Below are 19,963 nucleotides of genomic sequence, written 5' to 3'. Positions count from 1 at the left end.
CGCGCGACTCACACGTGCTCCCTCGCGTCGTCCTCGCTGCGCCCTCGTCGGGGCAGGGCAAGACGACGGTCAGCGTCGGTGTCATGGCCGCGCTGGCCGCGCGCGGGTTGAACGTGGCGCCGGCCAAGGTCGGCCCGGACTTCATCGACCCCGGCTACCACGCGCTCGCCACGGGGCGCGTCGGGCGCAACCTCGATCCGTGGATGCAGGGTGAGGAACGCATCGCGCCGCTTCTGCTCGCCGGGGCCCACCAGCAGGACCCTGCGGACGTTGCCGTCATCGAAGGTGTCATGGGCCTTTTCGACGGTCGACTCGGCACGGACGGTTTCGCCTCGACGGCTCACGTCGCTCGGCTCACACAGTCGCCTGTCGTCCTCGTCGTCGACATCTCCTCGGCGAGCCGGAGCGTTGCGGCTGTCGTTCACGGGCTGCGCTCGTTCGACCCGCGCCTCGACGTCGCGGGCGTCATCCTCAACAAGGCCGGGTCGCCGCGGCACGCCGACGAAGTGCGCCGGGCCTGCGCCGAGGCCGACATCCGTGTGCTCGGTTCCATGCCGCGCGACGCAGGCGTCAGCGTTCCGTCCCGCCATCTCGGACTCGTGCCCGCCGCGGAGAGCGCGGACGCCCGCGCCACGCTCGACCACCTCACGCGTGCCACCGCAGAGCACATCGACCTCGATGCGCTGCTCGAGGTGGCCCGCGCCGCGGCGCCGCTCGAGGCGATACCGTGGACGCCACCCGCGCGTCAGCTCACGCCCGGTGACGAACGGCCCAGGGTGGCCGTCGCCGGCGGCCGCGCCTTCACATTCCGCTACGCCGAGACCGACGAGCTGCTGCGCGCCCAGGGCCTCGAACCCGTCGTCTTCGATCCCGTGACGGACGAGGCCCTCCCCGAGGGCACGCGTGGCCTCTACCTCGGCGGCGGCTTCCCGGAAGTACACGCTGCGGCGCTCGCGAAGAACCGATCGCTGCTCAATCACGTTGCCGCGGCTGTCCGCGCGGGGGTACCGACCGTCGCTGAGTGCGCGGGCATGCTCTACCTCCTCGCCGAGGTCGACGGACACCGCTTCGCCGACGTCATCGAGGCGCGCGCGACGATGAGCCCGCGCCTCACCCTCGGCTACCGCGAGGCGATCGACCCAGCCTTCCCGGACAACCCGCCCGTGCGCGGCCACGAGTTCCACCGCACCGTCACCGAGCCCCGTACGGGCGGGCAGCCCGCCTGGGAGTTCGACGGTGCTGCCGAGGGATTCGCGCTCGACCCCGCGGGCGCCGGGCACCCCACCGTTCACGCGTCCTACCTCCACACGCACTGGGCCGGAGCGCCGGAGCGGGCCGTCACGTTCGCGGACGCCGTTCACGCCGGCCCGCAGGCTCCGTCTGCGCCCGGCGCCCACGGACGAAGCTTCTTCTCCGGGGAAACGCCGGTCGGCAACCCCACGCTCTTCCACGGCGACGACGAGCTGGACGAGGCACTGATCGACTTCGCCGTCAACGTCCGCGCCGCGCAGCCACCCGCCGACCTCACGCGGCACCTCGCCTCCAATCTCTCCGGCCTCGCGGCGTACCCCCGTGCCGACGCCGCCCGGGACGCCGTCGCAGCGCGTCACGGGGTCGCGCCGCATCAGGTGCTGCTGACGAACGGTGCGGCGGAGGCCTTCACCCTCATCTCGCGCGGTCTCGAGTTCGACACGCCCCTCGTGGTTCACCCCCAGTTCAGCGAGCCCGACGCCGCCCTGAAGCGCGCAGGCCATCGGCCGAGACCTCACATCGTGCGAACGTGGCTCGGCGAGAGCCTCGACAGCGTTCCGGATGACGCCGACCTCGTCGTCGTCGGGAACCCGACGAACCCCACGGGTGCGCTTCACTCCCGGGCCGAGCTTCTCGCCCTGCGCCGACCGGGCCGGATCCTCGTCGTCGACGAGGCGTTCATGGATCTCGTGCCCGGCGAGCACGCCTCGCTCCTCAACGGACCCGTCGACGACGTCGAGGGCCTGCTTGTCGTCCGCTCGCTGACGAAGACCTGGTCGATCGCCGGCCTGCGCGCCGGCTACCTCGTCGGCGACACCGAGCTCGTCGCCCTGTGTTCTCACGCCCAACCGCACTGGTCGGTCAACACGCTCGCGGCCGAGGCCGCGATCTTCACGACGTCACCAAGCGCCCTGCGCCAGGTGGCTGAGTGGGCTGTCGAGACCGAGCAGTGGCGCGAACACCTCGTCGACGGACTACGCGCGCTCGGTCTGGACCCCTTGCCGTCCCGCGCACCGTTCGTCACGGTCGAGGTGGGAACGGGCGTCCACGCACGACTGCGAGAGGAGGGTTTCGCCACACGGCGTTGCGAGACCTTTCCCGGCCTCGGGCCCGAATGGATCCGACTCGCTGTGCGTGACCCGCTGACGACGGACGCCCTCCTCGCCGCCCTCGGGCGAGTCCTCCAGCGAACCGGCGAGGCGGACCCGAGGGAGCCCAGGTCATGAAGCAAGCTCTTGTCCATCGCACCGACGAGCGCGTCGGGGTTGTCGTCGCCGACCTCGCAGAACGGGGCTTTCGGGTCGACGTTCCCACGCAGGAACGGTCCGCCGTCACGGAGGATCTGGCTGCGCGGGGCCAGCTCACCCATGTCGAGGAGCCGGACCCCTTCGCGTATGCCCTCGTCGTCGACGCGTCCGCGCACCTGAAGGGTGTTGCGCCCGACGCCCGAAGTTCGGGCAGTTCCGCTCGGAACGCAACGGGGGCGGTGGTCCTCGTCGGGGGCGGGCCAGGCGATCCCGGGCTGCTCACCGTGGCTGGGCTCGAGGCCGTCAAGCAGGCCGATGTCGTCGTCTACGACCGGCTCGCGCCCTTGGCCTCACTTGCGCACGCCCGGCCGGACGCCGAACTCGTCAACGTCGGCAAGATCCCGCGCGGGGAATTCACGCCGCAGGAGACGATCAACGCCCTCCTCGTGGAGCGCGCCCGCGAAGGCAAGCAGGTCGTCCGCCTCAAGGGCGGCGACAACTTCGTCTTCGGCCGCGGCGGCGAGGAGTGGCTCGCCTGCGCCGACGCCGGCGTCCCGGTGATGCTCGTCCCCGGCGTGACCTCCGCGGTCGCGGTTCCGGCGCTCGCAGGCATCCCGCTCACCCATCGCAGCCTCACGCAGGGCTTCAGCGTCGTCAGCGGCCACGTGCCGCCCGGCGACCCGCGCTGCACCGTCGACTGGCGCTCACTCGCCACCGGCGGGCTGACGATCGTCGTGCTCATGGGCGTGGCCAACCTGCGGGCGATCGCCGGCGAGCTCCAACGCCACGGCCTGGCACCAACCACGCCGGCGGCCTGCATCGCCGACGGTGCGACACCGACGCAACGACACGTCGTCACACCGCTCGCCGATCTTGCCGACGCCGTGGCGCGAGGCGGGCTCGAGCCGCCGGCCATCACGGTGATCGGCGATGTCGTCACGGCTTTGGGAGGCGCTGATGGCTAACCTCCTCGCGGGTTTGCGACTGGCCATGGGCACCCTGAGCGTCGTTCCCGTCGGAGAGGTCGACATCTCCCGTCCCACGGCACGCGTCGCCATGACGCTCGCACCGGTGGCGGCTCTCCCGGTGGCGGTGGGCGTCGGCCTCACGGTGTGGGCCGCCGATCTCGCGCAACTCAGTCCGCTCGTCGTCGGGTTCCTCGCTGTGGCTGTCTCCGCTTTGCTCACCCGCTGCATGCACCTCGACGGACTCGCCGACACTGCCGACGGTCTCGGCGCCGGATGGGATCGCGAGCGGGCGCTCGCCGTCATGAAGCGAGGCGACGTGGGCCCCATGGGCGCGGTCGCCCTCGTCGTGGTGCTGGGTCTGGAGGCCGCCAGTGTGGCGGCGCTCGTCGATCATCCCGTTGTCATCGGCGCCGCGTGGTGCGCCGGGAGGGCCGCGTGTACGGCCCTCGCCGCGGGCCCGTCGCCCGCGACAACCGGAGGAATGGGCGCCCTCATGACGCGCACCGTTTCCCCCGCCGTCGCTGCCCTCGCCGTCGCGCTCGTCGCTCTCGCGCTGGCCGGGGTCGCGGCTCTCTCCGGCCTGCAGCCGATCGGAGCGTGCGTCGCAGCCGCCGTTGCCGTCGTCGTGGTGAACGCTCTGGTCATTCTGTGTCGTCGCAGTTTCGGCGGTATCACCGGCGACGTGTTCGGCGCGGCCGTCGAACTCGCCACCGCGGCCCTCCTCGTCGTGCTCGCCTCCGGAGCGTGGCGATGAAGACGCTCATCACGGGAGGCGTTCGCTCGGGCAAGTCGACCTACGCCGAGGGCCTCCTCGCCGACGCAACGTACCTGGCCACCGGCGCACCCCGCGACGACGCCGACTGGCAGGAGCGGGTACGGCTCCACCAGGAGCGACGACCGGCTTCGTGGCGGACGCTCGAAACTCTTGATGTTCCGTCGGCCCTCGTCGCGACAACCGGCCCGATCCTGCTCGATGACGTCGGCAACTGGCTCTCGCGCACGCTCGACGCCCTCGACGCCTGGAACGACGAGACACCGCGGCGCGGATGGCAGACGGCGTACCGCGGCGCGAGTGAGTCTCTCGTCGACGCCATCGCGAACTACGAGGACGATCTCGTCATCGTGACGAACGAAGTCGGCTTCGGCCTCGTCTCTCCGTACGCCTCCGGCCGACTGTTCGCCGACGAACTCGGCCGGCTCAACCAACGCATCGCCACTGCCTGTGACGAGGTCGTCCTCGTGGTCGCGGGCTGCCCCCTCGTCATCAAGGACGCACACCGATGAACGCACGCGCGCTCGGACTTCTCCTCGGTTACGGTGCCGACCGCCTGCTCGGCGACCCACAGCGTGGCCACCCTGTGGCGGGCTTCGGGACGTGGGCTCTGGCGTGTGAGCGGCAGCTCTACGCACCCAGCCGGACGCGCGGCACCTGCTTCGTCGTCGTGACGACGGCCCCGTGGGTGGGGCTGGCGGTGCTCGCGACCCACCTGCCCGCCTCGCGCACGCTCGTCACCGCCGGGTTCACATGGGCCGCCCTCGGAGGCCGCAGTCTCGAACGCGAGGCGCTCGCCGTGCACGAGTTGCTCTTCGAAGGCGAACTCGAAGGCGCCCGCCAGCGGATCCGGTCACTCGTGGGCCGGGACACGAGTGCGCTGGAGGCCCCCGACCTCGCCCGCGCCGTCGTCGAATCGCTTGCCGAGAACCAGTCGGACGCCGTGGCAGCCACGCTCGTCTGGGGTGCTCTCGCGGGCGCTCCCGGAATCGTGCTCCACCGCTGCGTCAACACGCTCGACGCCATGGTCGGACACCGGTCCGAGCGCTACGCGGACTTCGGCTGGGCCGCCGCCCGCCTCGACGACGTCCTCAACTGGCTGCCGGCGCGGGTCAGCTTGCTCGCGACGGCTGCCGTCGTAGGTGCAACCGACGGGACGAGTGCCGCGCGGCGCGTGCTCACCGGCGCGTCCCGCGACGGCGCGCGGCACCCCAGCCCCAACGCCGGCCCCGTGGAAGCGGCTGCGGCGTACGCCCTCGGTGTGCAGCTCGGGGGGCTCACCACCTATGGCGACCGCGTGGAAGACCGCGGTCAGCTGGGCGACGGTCGTCCCGTGTCCGTCCGTGACATCCGGCGCGCGGCAACGCTGACGCGACAGGTCGGCCTCGTCGTCCTCGGGGCCGCAGTGACCGCGACCGCCATGGGTGGACGGCTTCGACGCCGGTAGAACCTCGGGCACGAGCAAGCTAGCCCTAGTCGTTCACCCACCGCACGACCGCTGCTGCGTCGTCGAGTTCGCGCATCCCGGCCGGTGATGCGGGTCGCCTGACGACGACGACCCGAACGCCCAGCTCCCGCGCGGCCGTGAGCTTGGCCTCGGTGTACCGGCCGCCCGAATCCTTCGTCAGCAGGACGTCGATGCCGTGCTCGCGCATGAGCACGCGTTCGCCCTCGACGTCGTACGGACCACGGTCGAGCACGACCGTCCACCGACTCGGGGGCGCCTCGAGCGGTTCGACAACCCGCACGAGGACGTCGCGATTCGCCCATGGCACGAAGTGAGTGAGCGTCTGACGCCCCGTTGTAAGGAACGGGCGTTCGCCCAGGCCTTCTGCTGCGGTGCGGGCGGCGTCGTAGCCGTCCGCCCACGTCCACGTTCCGGCATCAGGGTGCCCCTCCCACCCCGGTCGGGCGAGCCTGACAACGGGCACCGCGACCGAAGCGGCAGCCTCGCGAGCGTTCTCCGCCAACCGTGTTGCGAACGGATGTGTGGCCACGACCAGGTGGGTGAAACCGCCGTCATGCAGGTACGCCGCCAGCCCGTCAGCTCCACCGAAACCGCCGATCCGCACCGGGCCCACGGGCAACCGTGGCCGTGACACGCGGCCAGCCAGCGAGGAGAGCACGCCCACACCAGCCCCGGTGAGCGAGGAAGCCAGGTCGCGCGCTTCGGCCGTGCCCCCGAGCACGAGCACCTTCGGTTCGTTCACCCCGCAACCCTACGACCCCGCGGGCATGCGGAAGGCCCCGCCCGACCGTGAGGTCGAACGGGGCCTTCTCGGATGATCCGTGGTGACGCGACTGCGCGTCACCGGTGGGATCAGTTGCCCGTGAGCTTCTCGCGCAGAGCGGCGAGAGCCTCGTCGGAAGCCAGTGTGCCCTCGGCCGGCGTCGAGCTCGAGGACGAGCTGGACGAGGAGGACGACGAAGACGTCGAGGACGAGGAGGAAGCGCTCGAGCTGTAGGACGTCGGGGCCGTCTCACCGGAGGCAGCAGCCTCGGCGTCGTCCTTGCGCGCCTGCTCGATCTGAGCCTGGTGAGCCTCCCAGCGAGCGTGGGCGTCCGCGTACTGCTTCTCCCACTTCTCGCGCTGAGCCTCGTAGCCCTCGAGCCACTCGTTGGTCTCCGGGTCGAAGCCCTCGGGGTACTTGTAGTTACCCTGCTCGTCGTACTCGGCAGCCATGCCGTACAGCGTCGGGTCGAACTCGGCAGCCGCCGCGCCGTCCTCGTTGGCCTGCTTGAGGGACAGCGAGATGCGACGACGCTCGAGGTCGATGTCGATCACCTTGACGAAGATGTCGGAACCGACCGTGACGACCTGCTCCGGCAGCTCCACGTGACGCTCAGCGAGCTCGGAGATGTGGACGAGGCCCTCGATGCCGTCCTCGACGCGAACGAACGCACCGAACGGAACGAGCTTCGTGACCTTGCCCGGCACGACCTGGCCGATGGCGTGCGTGCGAGCGAAGTGCTGCCACGGGTCTTCCTGCGTCGCCTTGAGCGAGAGGGAGACGCGCTCGCGGTCCATGTCGACGTCGAGAACCTCGACGGTGACTTCCTGGCCGACCTCGACGACCTCGGACGGGTGGTCGATGTGCTTCCAGGACAGCTCGGAGACGTGAACGAGACCGTCGACGCCACCGAGGTCGACGAACGCACCGAAGTTGACGATGGACGAGACGACGCCGGAGCGCACCTGGCCCTTCTGCAGCTCCTTGAGGAACGTGGTGCGGACCTCGGACTGGGTCTGCTCGAGCCACGCGCGACGCGACAGAACGACGTTGTTGCGGTTCTTGTCGAGCTCGATGATCTTGGCCTCGATCTCCTTGCCGACGTACGGCTGGAGGTCGCGGACGCGACGCATCTCCACGAGCGAAGCCGGGAGGAAGCCGCGCAGGCCGATGTCGAGGATGAGACCACCCTTGACGACCTCGATGACCGTACCGGTGACGACGCCGTCGTCTTCCTTGATCTTCTCGATCGTGCCCCAGGCGCGCTCGTACTGCGCACGCTTCTTGGACAGGATGAGGCGGCCTTCCTTGTCCTCCTTCTGGAGAACGAGGGCTTCGACCTCGTCACCGACGTTGACGACCTCACCGGGGTCGACGTCGTGCTTGATCGAGAGCTCGCGCGAGGGGATGACACCCTCGGTCTTGTAACCGATGTCGAGGAGAACCTCGTCGCGGTCAACCTTGACGATGACACCTTCGACGATGTCACCGTCGTTGAAGTGCTTGATCGTCGCGTCGATGGCGGCGAGCAGCTCTTCCTCCGAACCGATGTCGTTGACAGCGATCTGGGAGGTCGTAGTGGAAGTCATGTGTAAGAAGTAACTTTCGGTGGGCAATTCGGGAGGACGCACAGCCGGAAGGCGCACGCCCTGAGCGGACAGGACAAGCTAGGTATCGCACTCGAAACTCACGGTGCACGGCCGTAGGAAGCATCCGCGCGTTGTGATTCTCGAGCGTCTCGCCTTCGGTCGCCTGGTCGTTCCCACTGCGCGGTCCTTCGGCCTGTGACAGCCTTGTGAGCGCAGATCGGGTCGGATCCAACGTGATCGGGCACGAAACCACAGCGATACGCGCCTCCATCCTATCGAACGGCGCACCGTCACCCAAACCGGGCCTGGGAACGCGCTGGATGCTCATCGCCGCGTCATTCCGCGGGGCCGTGACGACGGACGGGGTGCCCCTCCCGGTAGCGTCGGGACCATGAACGAGACGCCCGACCGCGCCGGTCGCTTCACCGTATCGGGGCAAGAGAGCACCCGGGCCAATCGCGCCTGGTGGGACGGCGAGGCCGACGAGTACCTGGCCGAGCACGGCGCTTTCCTCGGTGACGCCGAGCTCGTCTGGGGTCCGGAGGGGTGGACCGAGGCGGAGCTGCGCATTCTGGGCCCGGAGGGCTGCCTCGACGGACGTGACGTGCTCGAGTTCGGCTCGGGAGCAGCACAGGCCGGACGTTGGTGCGCCGGCCAGGGAGCGCGGGTCGTCGCCACCGACCTGTCCCTGGGCATGCTGCGCCAGGGCGCACACATCGATGACACCCGGCGAGCGGCGTCCGTGCCGAACCACACCGGGCCGGCTCTCGCGCAGTGTGACGCGTCGTGCCTGCCCTTCGCCGACGACGCGTTCGACGTCGTGTTCTCCGCCTTCGGCGCCGTTCCGTTCATCGCCGACACGGCTGCCCTCATGCGCGAACTCGCCCGCGTGACGAAGCCCGGCGGCCTCGTCGCCTTTTCCACGACGCACCCTCTCCGCTGGACGCTTCCCGACGTGCCCGACGAGAGCGGCCTTCTCGTCACGTACTCCTACTTCGACACGACGCCCTACGCCGAGGCGCGCGGCGAGCGAGTGCTGTACGCCGAGCACCACCGCACCCTCGAAGCCCGCGTGGCGGAGCTGCTCGGCGCCGGGCTCGTCCTCGAACAGCTGCGCGAGTTGCCGTGGAAGGAGGCGAACAACCAGACGTGGGGCGGCTGGAGCCCCCTCCGAGGAAATCTCGTGCCCGGCACGCTCGTCCTCACCGGGCGAAAGCCCCGCACCTGAAGATGCTCGCCTCGAACAAGGGCGGCCACAGGCCCCTGGAGACGTCCGCAAGGCCGACGGATAACGAGAGGGCCGACCACGTGCTCACGTGATCGGCCCTCTCGTTCGTGTTCTCAGCGGTTGAGGATGTGCTCGGTCTCCCCCGCCGTGAGGACGTGCCCTTCGTCGGCCTCGGGGTGCTCGCGGAACCAGGCGATGGTGCGCTCCAGGCCCGTCTCGACGCTCACCTTCGGCGACCAGCCGAGGAGCGCCTGCGCCTTCGTCGTGTCCGGACGGCGCACCGTCGGGTCGTCCGTCGGGCGGGCGATGTACTGAATCTCGGACGAGGTACCCGTGAGGTCGATGATCCACTGCGCGAGGTCACGCATCGAGATCTCGTGCGGGTTGCCGATGTTGACCGGGCCCGGGTCGTGCGTCTCGAGCAGCATCGCAAGGATGCCGTCGACGAGGTCGTCCACGTAGCAGATCGAACGGGTCTGGCTACCGTCGCCGCTCACCGTCACCGGTTCACCGGCCAGCGCCTGACGCACGAAGTTCGGGATGGCTCGACCGTCGTTGGGGCGCATGCGCGGACCGAACGTGTTGAAGATGCGAACGATCGACGCATCGACCCCACGGTTGTCGCGGTAAGCGAGAACGAGAGCCTCGGCGTACCGCTTGGCCTCGTCGTAGACGCCGCGCGGACCCACCGGGTTGACGTGCCCCCAGTACGTCTCGGGCTGCGGGTGAACCTGCGGGTCACCGTAGACCTCGGACGTCGACGCGAGAACGAGCCTCGCGCCCTTGCGTTGAGCCAGCTCGAGCGCGTTCTGCGTACCCATCGACCCGACGCGCAGCGTCTCGATCGGCATCTTGAGATAGTCGACCGGAGAGGCGGGCGAGGCGAAGTGCAGGACGCCGTCGACGTCGCCGTCGATGTCGAACGGTTCCGTCACGTCGTGCTCGACAAGAGTGAAGCGATCACCCACGAGGTGGGCGACGTTGGTGGCGCGGCCGGTGACGAAGTTGTCGACGGCCACCACTGAATGACCCCGGCGGAGCAGGGTCTCGCCCAGGTGTGAGCCGAGAAACCCTGCCCCGCCGGTGATGACGACGCGCATGGTCAGTACTGAACCCCGTCGTCGCGGCGGTCACCGAACACCATGTTGGCGTTGTCGTTCCCGTTGCCGTCACGGTAGTCGTCGCGACGCTCCTCGGCGTGGGCACCGACCGAGCGGCGCGAACGCATCGACACGATGAGACCCAGGACCAGCGCGAGCAGACCCAGCAGGCCGAGCACGAGCGGCGCCCAGTTACGCAGAATGTTGAGCTGGCTGCCCTTCGACTTGTACTCGTCGACGTTCTTGGCCACCGTCTCCGGCGTCATCGTGGAGGTCGTGTCCATCGCGTTGACGGGCTCCTGGCCCTCCAGCTCGAGCGTCTGCTTCTGCTTCTCCTGAAGCTTCATCATGACGCCGGTCACCGGGTCGACCCAGAGGGTGCGCTCGTTGGCGTACGTACGGTCGGCCGCCTGCTTGCCCTTTTCGAGACCGAAGATCTCGCCGGGGACGTCCATCTTGGTGAACGTCGTCTTCGGGACCGACTGCGTGAACTTGTACGTCTTCATGCCGTTGATCTTGTCCTCGCCCGCGAACTTCACGGGGATGGCCTTGGCAAGCGTCGTGTCCCAGTACTCGTACTTGGCGTCCTTGTCGACCTGGAAGGGGAACTTGATCGTCTGGCCCTTGATGTCGACCGGCTTGCCGTTGAGCTCGTTACCGTCCCACTTGACGGCTTCGCCCGTGGAGCGGTCGATGGCGACCCGCTGCGTCGTGGCACTCATCGGCGGGGCCTTCATCTGGCCCTTGTCGTCGAAGTTGTCGGTGGACTGCCACTGGTCGATGACGACGACGTCGCGACCGAGCTCCTTCGAGACCTTCTCGCTCGCGGCCTTGTCTGCCACGACGGTTGCCTTGGTGACGATCTTGCCGCTGCCGGCCTTCACCTTGTCGGCGTCGAAGTACTTCGCGTTGTCGTCAGCCACGGTCTGCTGTGTGTTCTGGTTGAGCGGAACGACCGCGAGTTTGGGGTAGGCGTAGAACCGCATGAGGAGCGCCATCGTGAGGAAGAACGCCCCGAATCCGATCATCACAGCAGCCTTGCGCACTGGATCCTCCTAGGGGAACGAAAAAACTTACGCGACGGTAACACCTTCGGAGCCCCTCGTGTGACCCGATTCACGAAGTAGATGACCTCGGACGTTCCCACAGCGTCAGAACAGAGTCCACCACGTCGATGAGACCCACGTCACTCGCCACGCCGAGAAAGTGGACACCGGCGGCTTTCGCAGCCTCTTCGTCGGACTCCGCATCGCCGATGAAGAGGGTTCGCTTCCGCCCGATCCAGCGGTTCTCGGCCACCACGGCGTCGATGAGGCCGGGCGACGGCTTACGGCAGGTGCACTCCCCCGAGGCATGCGGGCACAGGCGGATGTCGTCGAGGTGCGCGCCCTCGGCTGCCAACTGCTCGACGAGGTGCGCGTGGACGGTTGTCAGTGCGTCCCAGGTGAGCGCGCCTGTCGAGATCCCGCGCTGGTTCGTCACGAGGACCACCGGCACCCCGAGGGTGTTGAGCCGTGCCACGGACTCGGCAGCGCCGGGGAGCAACTCGAAGTCGCCGAGTGTGCGATAGCCGGGCCCCAGAACGTTGAGCGTGCCGTCACGGTCGAGCAGCACGGCGTCGAGACCCCCGGTGACGGGTGGTGGAGGCAACGGCTCGTGGGCGAGGCCGCAGAGCCACTCCCGCGTCGGCGTCACGGTCAGGAGCGCTGGCTGAGGACGTCGACAGCCTCGCACCAGGCGTGGGCCCACAGCATGTGGACCTCCTGGATGCGGGGCGTCTCCACGCTCGGCACGACGAGGAGGTGGTCGACGGCGTCCCGCAGGTGCTCACCGCCCACCCCGGTCATCGCGATCGTCGTCACGCCCATCTCCCGCGCCGTCGCGACGGACTGCACGATGTTGGCGCTGCGACCGCTCGTCGACATCGCGAGGTAGACGTCACCGGGGCGCGCGAGCGCGCGAACACCGCGGTCGAAGACGTGCTCGTAGCCGTAGTCGTTGCCGATGGCAGTGATCGACGACAGGCTCTCGGCCAGGTTGACCGCAGGAAGCGGCGCCCGGTCGTGGATGCACTTGCCGATGAACTCGGCCGCGACGTGGGACGCGATCGCTGCAGACCCTCCGTTGCCGGCGACGAGCACTTTGCCGCCTGCGGCGAGCGAACTGACGAGGGCCTCGCCGGCGGCGCGAACTTGGGCCGAGAGTTCGGGCTCCCGCAGCGCCTCGGCGAGGTGCAGCCAGGCGTCGATGCCGGCGTCGAGCTGCGCGGTCGTCGCGGCGCCAATGGCGTCGGGCGCGACGTCCTCGATCGGGTGAGCCATCAGTTCTCTCCTCTCCAGGTCGTGACGCCGTCGCGGCTGAAGATCGGCTCGGAGACGGTGAGGCCGAGGTCGATGAGTTCCTGGGCGACGAGGTGGCGACGCTCGAACTCGCAGACGAAGACCATGTGGCCGCCTCCGCCGGCGCCGGTGACCTTGCCTCCGAGGGCACCGCTCGCGAGGGCACGCTTCATCGCCTCGTCGATGAGCGGCGTCGTGATGCGCTCCGACATCTTCTGCTTCTCACGCCACGCTTCGCCGAGGAGGTGGCCGATCGTGTCGACCTCACCGCGCACGAGCGCGATCTTCATCTGCGCCGCGAGTTCCTTCTGAGCCCGCAGGCCTTCGAGCGCGGTCGCGTTGCCCGTCTCGTACCGGCTGCGCTGGTCCTCGATGATGTGGTCGCTCACGCGCGTCTGACCTGTGAAGGCGAGCAGCATGTTGTGCTCGAGCTCGTGCACCGTCGATTCGCGCACGCGCAACGGATTGACGACGACCTGGTCGCCGGCGAACTCGATGAAGTTGAAGCCGCCGAACGCTGCGGCGTACTGGTCCTGCGAACCACCGGGGATGCCGAGGTCCTCACGCTCGAGGCGGTAGGCGAGTTCGGCGATCTCGTACTCGGTGAGGTCGAGGCCGCAGTGCTGCGCGACGAGACCGATGACGGAGACCATGACGGCGCTCGAGCTGCCGAGACCCGACCCGGGCGGCGCTGCGGTGTGGAGGAACAGGTCGAAGCCCGTGACGGCGTGGGCGCCCGGAATCGTCCGGATGCGCGCGATGGCGGCCTTGGGCAGGTCGAGCTGACCGTTGTACTCCACGGGGTCGTCGACGCCGAATCCGATCGAGTACCCGAAGTCGAGCGACTGGACAGTGATCCGGCCGTCGGTGCGCGGGCGCAGCGTCGAATAGGCGAACTGGCTGATGGTGCCCGACAGGACGCAGCCGCCCTCACGCTCGGGGAACGGCGCGACGTCCGTGCCGCCGCCGGCGAAACTCACCCGCAGCGGAGCACGCGCCCGCAGAACGGGTTTGCGGTAATCGAGACAGTCACGACCGGCCGGTGCGGCGTCGCCTGTGGGGGTTGCCCCCTCATGAGCCTTCATCTGCGGCTAGCCTCCATTCGACCGATGCGTGCGCGCCGCACGTTACCCGATGGTAAGTGCGAGGGAGATCGACATGCGCCGCATTCCCGCCATCGGCCCACTGCGGGCCGTCGCGGCGCTGCTCGTCCTGCTCTCCCACGTCGCCTTCTGGACCGGCGCGGCGAACGTGGACGGTGCTGGGCGCCTGCTGGCGCGAGGCGACAGCGGCGTCGCCGTGTTCTTCGCGATCTCCGCCTTCCTGCTCACCCGCGGTTACTGCGCCGGACGTGCGACTCCCCCGGACTACGCCCGGCGCCGCGTCGCGCGCATCGTGCCCGCGTACTGGCTCGCCCTGGTGGCCGTTCTCGGCGCTGCCGTCGTCATCGACGGCACGGTCGGCTCGCTTCGTCAGGTGCTCACGCACGTGTTCCTGCTGCAGGGTTTCACCCATGAAAGCTACCGGGCGTTCACCCAGACGTGGAGCCTGACGACCGAGGTGACCTTCTATGTCCTCGTTCCGGTGATCGGCGCGTGGCTCCTGCCTCGTCGCGCTGCAGGGCGCACCGTCCCGGTCGTGTTGGTGCTCTTGGCGGCCTTCGGGGTTCTCGTCCAGGCGTTCGCCAGTTCGCAGGGCTCGCCGACGTGGGGGTGGCTCGGCACGAGCGCCCTCGGCCACGCTGCGTGGTTCTGCGTCGGCATCGGGTGGGCTTGGATGCTCGAACAGCGACCAGGGATTGCCTCGCGCCTCACCGCAGGCCACGCGCTGCTCGTCGCCGTGCTGGCATACTTGTTGGCCGCCACCCCGCTCGGTGGGCCGATCGGTCTGGAGACACCGACGGTTTTCGCGGCTGCGGCCAAGGAGATTCTGTACGGGATTGTCGCCGGCGCCTGGCTCGTGGCGGCGACGAACGCGCCTCGCGAGGTGCAGCGCCGCTCGTCAACCGGCCTCGCACTCGCGTCCGGCGAGACGAGCTACGGCGTCTTCCTCTGGCACCTCGTCGTGCTCCAGGTGCTCTTCGCCTCGCTGGGCCTGCGGATCTTCCACGCCCCGTTCGTCCTCGTTCTCACGGTGACGCTCGTCGTCACGTGGTTCCTTGCTGACGCGAGTCGCCGCTTCGTCGAACGGCCCGCCATCCGCTGGGGGCACCGAGGAGCTCCGCGGCGAACACGCTGAGCGCTGTCACACCGAGCACCTGACCGACGAGTGCTCCGGACGACGCGCGGTCGACGACGCCGAGGGTCGCCATGACCGGCCCTGTCAACGCGAGCGCGACGACGACGGTTGTCGGCCGCCACCTGCGGGGCAGACCGAAGGCCAGAAGGAGAGCGGGCACGGCCCACCAACCCGCGAGAGCCACGGCGAGCGCTCCGACGACGAGACAACCGGCCGCAACGCCGAGGCGGGTACGGCCTGCCGCCGCGGTGGTCATCGCAACGGCGTCCGGTTCGGTGTTCTCAGGAGCGGGACGGTTGCGGCGCGGCCAGCCGGCGAGCACGGCCGCAATCAGGACACCCAAACCCCCGACGAGGAGGGCACCACGGTGCCACATCTGAGGGGCGAACGCGAGCTCGGGCGCCTGCGCAGCGGACGGCGTCGACGACACCGCACACCCCTGACGCCAGCCGTCGAGGGTCAGGGGGCTCGTCCCCTCGCCCACGCAGCTCCATCCCGCGTTCGCGCCCTGGGTCGAGGCGAGAGTCACCACGGAGGACTCGTGCGTCGTCGCAGGCGGAGTCGTGCTGCTGCCGCCGGTGTCCCTCAGCCCGAGCGCCGCGCGCGCGTCGCCGCCGGTGGGCGTCAGGCGCAAACTCTCGACGTCAGGTGAAAGCTTGAGGTCGACCTTCCCCTTCGGCAGGGCTAATGAGCCCGACGAACCGTTGAGCGAGGCGGCCTTCCAACTGCCGTCGCGCTGACGCACGGAGAGGACGTTCCCGGCGTCGCGATGGCCGCCATCACTCAAGGTCAGGTTGACCCCCATGGTTCCAGCACGTGCCACGGTGAGCCGACGGGTCCACTGGCCGTCATCTTCGGAGCGCAGAGCTCTGCCTTCGGCGAAGGGCTGGGTACGTGTGAGAAGGACGCCGTTGCGCTCCGTGTCGACCTGTCCCGGCAGAGCCTGGACGGCCCGCCACCCTGCTCCTCCGGAATCGATCGAACTGATGCCGACGGCCGATGACTCGTCGCGCGCCGACGCCTTCGGGCGCAGTTCGAGTTGTGTCGTGCCGCGCGGCACGGGCACGTTCCAGGCCCGTTCGCCCGCCGCCCGGGCTTCGACGGCGCGGCCGTTCGCAACGACCTCGAAGCCGCGCAGTGTGGCCTTGCCGGTACTCGTGCCGTGCACGGTGACGGTGCCACCGGAGGTGCCGCGCGCCCACCGCAGAACGAGCGGTGTCGCCTCGTGGGCGGGCGTGAGCCATGCCGTGGCGTCCGAGGCATCGAGTGCTGATGCGGGCCCTGTGCCCGGGCCGAGGTACACGTCGCCGAACGGGTCGGAGGCGTCATCTTCGGACTCGACGGCGGTGACGCCGTCGAGAGCCAACGTCATGAGGGAAGCCGTTCGCCCCTCGAAGTCGAGGTCTCTGCTGCCGAGACGCGCGTCTCTGGTCGAGCCGGCCGTCAACGTCGGCCCGAAGGCGAGCGCCGGCGGGCGACCGTTGTTGTAAACGCGCTTGCGGACGTCGTCGGTGATCCACCCACCCCCGCGTCCCGTCACGAGCGGCGACGAGGGCAGGACACCCGCGGCGGCCAACGAGAGAGTCGACTCGGGGCCACCGAGGACGGAGATGGCCTTTGTGCCCCGCTCGCTCGAGGTTGACGCGTCGATGTCGAACACATCGAAGCGAGTTTCCCCCGATCCGTGAACCCGGTGGCCGGTGAAGTCCGGCGATCCCTGCAGGGCCGTGACGTATCGGGCCGCCGAGGTTGTTTGCTGCGCCGGCGTGACGCCGTGGCGCACGACGATCCGCGCAACGCCAGCACGCCGCAGGGCCTTCGCGACGCCGGCCGTGTCGCCCGACGCCACACGAGCATCGACGGCGTCCATGAGCCGTTGGGCACCGGGGTGAACGAGCGGTGCGGAGGCACGCACAGCCACCGGGCTCTGAGCGAATGCGACGAGCGGTTCGTCGGAACTCGTGCCCCACGCGTAGGTCGCGGCGCGCGCGCTCGGCAGGACGAGCGTCGACCCGCCGTCGCGCGCGGCCGCGGCGTCGATGTCCTTCGCCGCGGCGCGCAGCGAGGCCGGCCATGCCGTGACGCCGGGTTCGTGCCCGAGACGTCCCTGCCAGAACGGTGCCATCGAGGCGAGCACGGCCACCGCGAGGGCTGTGGCGCCCCAACGAACCGCGGGCGTCGGCAGCGCGGCTCCCCCGACACCGTCGGTGACGGAGGCCCCCCGGTCCCGCAGGCGCGCGAGCAGCCGCTCGGCCACGACGGCGATGCCCATGACGAGCGGCAGTCGCACGAGAGGGTCGAGCTTGTGCACGTTGCGTGCAGCGGCGAGTGGACCGTCGAGGAGGTCGCGCGCCGTGGACGCGAACGGGCCGTGCACGGCGCCGACGTAGGCAACCCCCATGCCGACGACACCGACGAGCACCATGGCACCGAGACCTCGGGGCACGACCGGTCGGTGAGTACCCGCTCCGGTGCGTGCGGTGAGCAACCCTGCAAGGCCGACCCCGGCGAGCAGGCAGCCCGCGACGATCGACGCGGTGCCCTGCGCCACGACCCAGCCGCTCTGCCAGACCGGGTGGCCTTCGGCGTCGATGATGTAGGCCACCCAGTCCGAAGCGCCGCGCAGGATGCCCGGCACGGACGTCACGGCCGTCGTGATGCGAGAGGTCTCGATGTAATCGAGGAACGGGTAGGCGTAGCGGCCGAGCACGACGAGCGGGCCGAGCCACCAGGCGCAGCCGAGAAAGGCGCCCAGGGCGAGTCCGCCGACGAGATCGCGACGACCGACGCTCCGATCCTCACGCAACCGCTCCCCACCGACGACCAGGGCGAGCACGAACGCACCGAGCACGGCGACGAGCGACGCCGTCGCGTTGACCCCGCCGAGGGCGGCGGACAGCATGCCGACGACACCGACGTAGAGGCGCCACGAGAGTCCGCCGGAACGACGGCGGGCGTGAACGGCAAGCAGCAGCCAAGGCATCACCATCCCGGGCCACGTCTCGACGGACAGTTGAGCGAGCAGACTGAGTACCCGCGGACTCAGCGCGTACAGCACTCCCGCGAGCGCCGCAGCCGCCGTCCCGACACCCAGCACGCGACGCGCGAAGAGGGCGGCCCCGGAGGCACCGACGATGAGCATGAGCGTCCACCAGGCTCGTTGCGCAGCCCACCCGGGCAGGCTCACCGCGTCCGCGAGGGCGAAGAACGCCCCCATGGGAAACAGGTAGCCGTACGCCTGGTTCTGGAGTTCGCCGAACCCCGAATGCCCGGACCAGGCGTCGAGCGAGCGGGCGAGGTAGCGGGCCGGTGCGGCAACGAGGTCGATCTTCGTGTCCGGTTGGATGACGCCGGGCTGCACCAACCACGGCAACACTCCGAGTGCCGCGATGACGCTCGTCAGCGGGTCGGCGAGGAAACGGCGCAGGCGTCCTCCCTGGGCGGGCGTGACGGCGGAGTCGCTCACCGCTTGCGCACGAGGACGAGCAGGTTCCACGTCACGATCTCCCGAAGGCCCGGCACCCGCAGGATCGGGCGGGCCCAATCGGGCCAGTAGCGCGGACGCAGGGCGAGAACATCGGCCCGGCGGGATTCACGGGCGGCCTCGGCCCAGTCGAGTCCCTGCCGGACGCTCACCCGGAACAGGCTGTCGTCGATGAGGTTCTTCGGCCGGTGTCCGTGCTTGCGCTCGTACCGCCGAGCGGCACGCTCTCCGCCGAGCCAGTGCCAGGGCGACGTCTCGTGGCCTCCCCACGGGCTGAGCCAGTTCGTGTATGCGATGTAGAGCAACCCGCCGGGTGCGACGACGCGCAGCATCTCGTCGGCGACGGCCTCCGGTGTGCGCACGTGTTCCCACAGGTTCGAGCTGAAGACGACGTCGAACGAGCCGTCCGCGAACGGCAGGTGCCCAGCGTCCCCGACGACGCCACCGTGGCGAACCGAGTCGACGTCGGGGTCGGCGTCGAGGGGAACGTAAGTGGCACCGGACTCGCGGAAGGCCTCGGCGAACTCGGCCGGTCCGGCGCCGACGTCGAGGACGTGAGCGCCGTCCAGGTCGAGGTGCTCGGCGATGCCTGCGACGGAGTCTCGAGCCAGCTCACCGTAGAAGTGCGCCGGGTCGCTCTGTTCCACGAGGAAGGCGCGGAACAGGTGAACGCTGCGGCGAAGGTCGCGGCTCATGAGGCAACCCTGGCGACGAGGTGGAGCGTGGGACGCAGGCGCGGCACAGCGGCGCGCGCTGCAAGTGTCCCGGGCAGACCGAGTGCGGCCAGCGCCATCGTCGAGCGTTGCGCGAGCACGCCACGCGGGCGATCGGTCGGGCGCACCACGCGAACCGTGCTCGCGGCGCCGTGGACGAGCGAGTCGAGGACGGGGCGGCGGATCTCCACCGAGTCGAAGCCGGCGTCCCGCGCCATCGTGCTCAGAGACTTCGCCGTGAAGAAGCGGATGTGTGTCGGATCCTCGAGCATCCACCAGCCGTCCTTGACGAGGCCGAGACCCGCCCAGTCACCGGCCGGCGTGAGGAAGTGCGCGCTGCCGCCGGGGCGCAACAGGTCGCGGGTGCGTTGCAACGTCAGGGCTGGATCGACGACGTGCTCGAGCACGTGGATGCCGTAGGCCATGTCGACGGCGCCGGCGGGCAGGGCGTCGGGCGTGACGTCCTCGATGCCGCAGGCGTGCAGCGATCCCTCGCGGGCCACACGGTCATCGACGGCGAGTTCGAGCTGGTCGGGATCGGCTCCCGCGACACTGGCTCCGCCGTCGAGGAAGCGACGCAGCAGAGCACCGGTGCCGAAGCCGATCTCGAACACCGACTCGGGTACGCCGTCCGCGACGAGCGTGCGGTAGGTCAGGGCGAGACGCGCCGAGTCGAGCGTCGGGTCACCGCCGTAAGCGTGCTCACGGTGACGCGCGGGCGCGTCGTGGAGGGAGCGCACGAGGTGCCCGCAGCGAGTGCACCGCCCGAGCACGGATGAGCCGAGCGTCCAAGGCTGCACGGC

At 69.7% G+C, this 19,963-nt stretch carries 17 protein-coding genes; 7 read left to right on the top strand and 10 right to left on the bottom strand.

Going from position 1 to position 19,963, the window contains the following annotated elements:
• The first annotated feature begins 14 nt into the window (after window positions 1-14).
• The 5 genes from K9D12_RS07135 to cbiB are packed head-to-tail and all read left to right on the top strand — an operon-like array spanning window position 15 to window position 5,685.
• On the top strand, window positions 15-2,477 hold the full coding sequence (locus tag K9D12_RS07135; RefSeq protein ID WP_370633470.1) for a cobyrinate a,c-diamide synthase: 2,463 nt from the start codon (window positions 15-17) through the stop codon (window positions 2,475-2,477).
• The gene (gene cobA / locus K9D12_RS07130; RefSeq protein WP_223059806.1) at window positions 2,474-3,463 is read left to right on the top strand and encodes a uroporphyrinogen-III C-methyltransferase; all 990 of its coding nucleotides are present in this window, start codon (window positions 2,474-2,476) and stop codon (window positions 3,461-3,463) included. The genes K9D12_RS07135 and cobA overlap by 4 nt, the downstream gene beginning before the upstream one ends.
• Window positions 3,456-4,220 (top strand): adenosylcobinamide-GDP ribazoletransferase, encoded by a 765-nt coding sequence (locus K9D12_RS07125; protein ID WP_225911030.1) that lies wholly within the window; start codon window positions 3,456-3,458, stop codon window positions 4,218-4,220. Before cobA ends, K9D12_RS07125 begins: the two co-directional genes overlap by 8 nt.
• Window positions 4,217-4,750 (top strand): bifunctional adenosylcobinamide kinase/adenosylcobinamide-phosphate guanylyltransferase, encoded by a 534-nt coding sequence (locus tag K9D12_RS07120; RefSeq protein WP_223059818.1) that lies wholly within the window; start codon window positions 4,217-4,219, stop codon window positions 4,748-4,750. The genes K9D12_RS07125 and K9D12_RS07120 overlap by 4 nt, the downstream gene beginning before the upstream one ends.
• Window positions 4,747-5,685 (top strand): adenosylcobinamide-phosphate synthase CbiB, encoded by a 939-nt coding sequence (gene cbiB, locus K9D12_RS07115; RefSeq protein WP_223059805.1) that lies wholly within the window; start codon window positions 4,747-4,749, stop codon window positions 5,683-5,685. Before K9D12_RS07120 ends, cbiB begins: the two co-directional genes overlap by 4 nt.
• A 25-nt stretch (window positions 5,686-5,710) precedes the next feature.
• On the opposite strand, the gene K9D12_RS07110 is transcribed toward cbiB, so the two are convergent.
• Complete coding sequence (locus K9D12_RS07110; protein ID WP_223059804.1) at window positions 5,711-6,448, bottom strand: cobalt-precorrin-6A reductase; 738 nt, start codon at window positions 6,446-6,448, stop codon at window positions 5,711-5,713.
• Between the two features lie 110 nt (window positions 6,449-6,558).
• A complete protein-coding gene (gene rpsA, locus K9D12_RS07105; RefSeq protein WP_047312744.1) occupies window positions 6,559-8,058 on the bottom strand; it encodes a 30S ribosomal protein S1 in 1,500 nt (499 codons plus the stop codon).
• Between the two features lie 391 nt (window positions 8,059-8,449).
• On the opposite strand from rpsA, the gene K9D12_RS07100 reads away from it, so the two are divergent.
• On the top strand, window positions 8,450-9,286 hold the full coding sequence (locus K9D12_RS07100; RefSeq protein ID WP_223059803.1) for a class I SAM-dependent methyltransferase: 837 nt from the start codon (window positions 8,450-8,452) through the stop codon (window positions 9,284-9,286).
• 113 nt (window positions 9,287-9,399) lie between these two features.
• Here K9D12_RS07100 and K9D12_RS07095 read toward each other — a convergent pair whose 3' ends face one another.
• The 5 genes from K9D12_RS07095 to K9D12_RS07075 all read right to left on the bottom strand — a co-directional run bounded on the left by K9D12_RS07095 (window position 9,400) and on the right by K9D12_RS07075 (window position 13,810).
• Window positions 9,400-10,386 (bottom strand): UDP-glucuronic acid decarboxylase family protein, encoded by a 987-nt coding sequence (locus K9D12_RS07095; protein WP_047312742.1) that lies wholly within the window; start codon window positions 10,384-10,386, stop codon window positions 9,400-9,402.
• 2 nt (window positions 10,387-10,388) lie between these two features.
• Window positions 10,389-11,432, bottom strand: coding sequence for a DUF3068 domain-containing protein (locus K9D12_RS07090; RefSeq protein ID WP_223059802.1), 1,044 nt, complete (start codon window positions 11,430-11,432; stop codon window positions 10,389-10,391).
• A gap of 70 nt (window positions 11,433-11,502) precedes the next feature.
• On the bottom strand, window positions 11,503-12,081 hold the full coding sequence (locus tag K9D12_RS07085; protein ID WP_223059801.1) for an HAD-IIIA family hydrolase: 579 nt from the start codon (window positions 12,079-12,081) through the stop codon (window positions 11,503-11,505).
• A 2-nt stretch (window positions 12,082-12,083) separates the two neighbouring features.
• Window positions 12,084-12,707, bottom strand: a complete 624-nt coding sequence (locus K9D12_RS07080; protein WP_223059800.1) for an SIS domain-containing protein — start codon at window positions 12,705-12,707, stop codon at window positions 12,084-12,086.
• Window positions 12,707-13,810: a GHMP kinase gene (locus K9D12_RS07075; protein ID WP_223059799.1), complete on the bottom strand. Its 1,104-nt coding sequence runs from the start codon at window positions 13,808-13,810 to the stop codon at window positions 12,707-12,709. The genes K9D12_RS07080 and K9D12_RS07075 overlap by 1 nt, the downstream gene beginning before the upstream one ends.
• 73 nt (window positions 13,811-13,883) lie before the next feature.
• Between K9D12_RS07075 and K9D12_RS07070 the strand changes: the two genes are divergently transcribed.
• Entirely contained in the window at window positions 13,884-14,963 is a 1,080-nt protein-coding gene (locus tag K9D12_RS07070; RefSeq protein ID WP_223059798.1) for an acyltransferase, read from the top strand.
• Here the strand turns inward: K9D12_RS07070 and K9D12_RS07065 are convergent.
• From K9D12_RS07065 to K9D12_RS07055, 3 genes are read right to left on the bottom strand one after another with little or no spacing between them, the layout of a single operon-like run.
• Window positions 14,872-18,429 (bottom strand): alpha-(1->3)-arabinofuranosyltransferase family protein, encoded by a 3,558-nt coding sequence (locus K9D12_RS07065; RefSeq protein WP_223059797.1) that lies wholly within the window; start codon window positions 18,427-18,429, stop codon window positions 14,872-14,874. The two genes, K9D12_RS07070 and K9D12_RS07065, sit on opposite strands and share 92 nt — an antisense overlap.
• Window positions 18,426-19,142, bottom strand: coding sequence for a class I SAM-dependent methyltransferase (locus tag K9D12_RS07060; protein ID WP_047312738.1), 717 nt, complete (start codon window positions 19,140-19,142; stop codon window positions 18,426-18,428). The genes K9D12_RS07065 and K9D12_RS07060 overlap by 4 nt, the downstream gene beginning before the upstream one ends.
• Window positions 19,139-19,960 carry a class I SAM-dependent methyltransferase gene (locus K9D12_RS07055; RefSeq protein ID WP_223059796.1) on the bottom strand — a complete coding sequence of 274 codons (822 nt, stop codon included), beginning with the start codon at window positions 19,958-19,960 and terminating at the stop codon, window positions 19,139-19,141. Before K9D12_RS07055 ends, K9D12_RS07060 begins: the two co-directional genes overlap by 4 nt.
• Window positions 19,961-19,963: the final 3 nt, after the last annotated feature.

The organism is Dermacoccus sp. Tok2021 (genome assembly GCF_019895135.1).
In the GTDB taxonomy this organism is placed as follows: domain Bacteria; phylum Actinomycetota; class Actinomycetes; order Actinomycetales; family Dermatophilaceae; genus Dermacoccus; species Dermacoccus abyssi.
This window is presented reverse-complemented; position numbering and strand designations above follow the sequence as displayed.

Bases quoted from the DNA above. Each gene is read 5' to 3' on its own strand.
- K9D12_RS07120 (WP_223059818.1), top strand. From the start codon at position 4,217: ATGAAGACGCTCATCACGGGAGGCGTTCGCTCGGGCAAGTCGACCTAC.
- K9D12_RS07080 (WP_223059800.1), bottom strand. From the start codon at position 12,707: ATGGCTCACCCGATCGAGGACGTCGCGCCCGACGCCATTGGCGCCGCG.
- K9D12_RS07070 (WP_223059798.1), top strand. From the start codon at position 13,884: ATGCGCCGCATTCCCGCCATCGGCCCACTGCGGGCCGTCGCGGCGCTG.
- K9D12_RS07125 (WP_225911030.1), top strand. From the start codon at position 3,456: ATGGCTAACCTCCTCGCGGGTTTGCGACTGGCCATGGGCACCCTGAGC.
- K9D12_RS07060 (WP_047312738.1), bottom strand. From the start codon at position 19,142: ATGAGCCGCGACCTTCGCCGCAGCGTTCACCTGTTCCGCGCCTTCCTC.
- cbiB (WP_223059805.1), top strand. From the start codon at position 4,747: ATGAACGCACGCGCGCTCGGACTTCTCCTCGGTTACGGTGCCGACCGC.
- cobA (WP_223059806.1), top strand. From the start codon at position 2,474: ATGAAGCAAGCTCTTGTCCATCGCACCGACGAGCGCGTCGGGGTTGTC.
- K9D12_RS07100 (WP_223059803.1), top strand. From the start codon at position 8,450: ATGAACGAGACGCCCGACCGCGCCGGTCGCTTCACCGTATCGGGGCAA.
- K9D12_RS07075 (WP_223059799.1), bottom strand. From the start codon at position 13,810: ATGAAGGCTCATGAGGGGGCAACCCCCACAGGCGACGCCGCACCGGCC.
- rpsA (WP_047312744.1), bottom strand. From the start codon at position 8,058: ATGACTTCCACTACGACCTCCCAGATCGCTGTCAACGACATCGGTTCG.
- K9D12_RS07095 (WP_047312742.1), bottom strand. From the start codon at position 10,386: ATGCGCGTCGTCATCACCGGCGGGGCAGGGTTTCTCGGCTCACACCTG.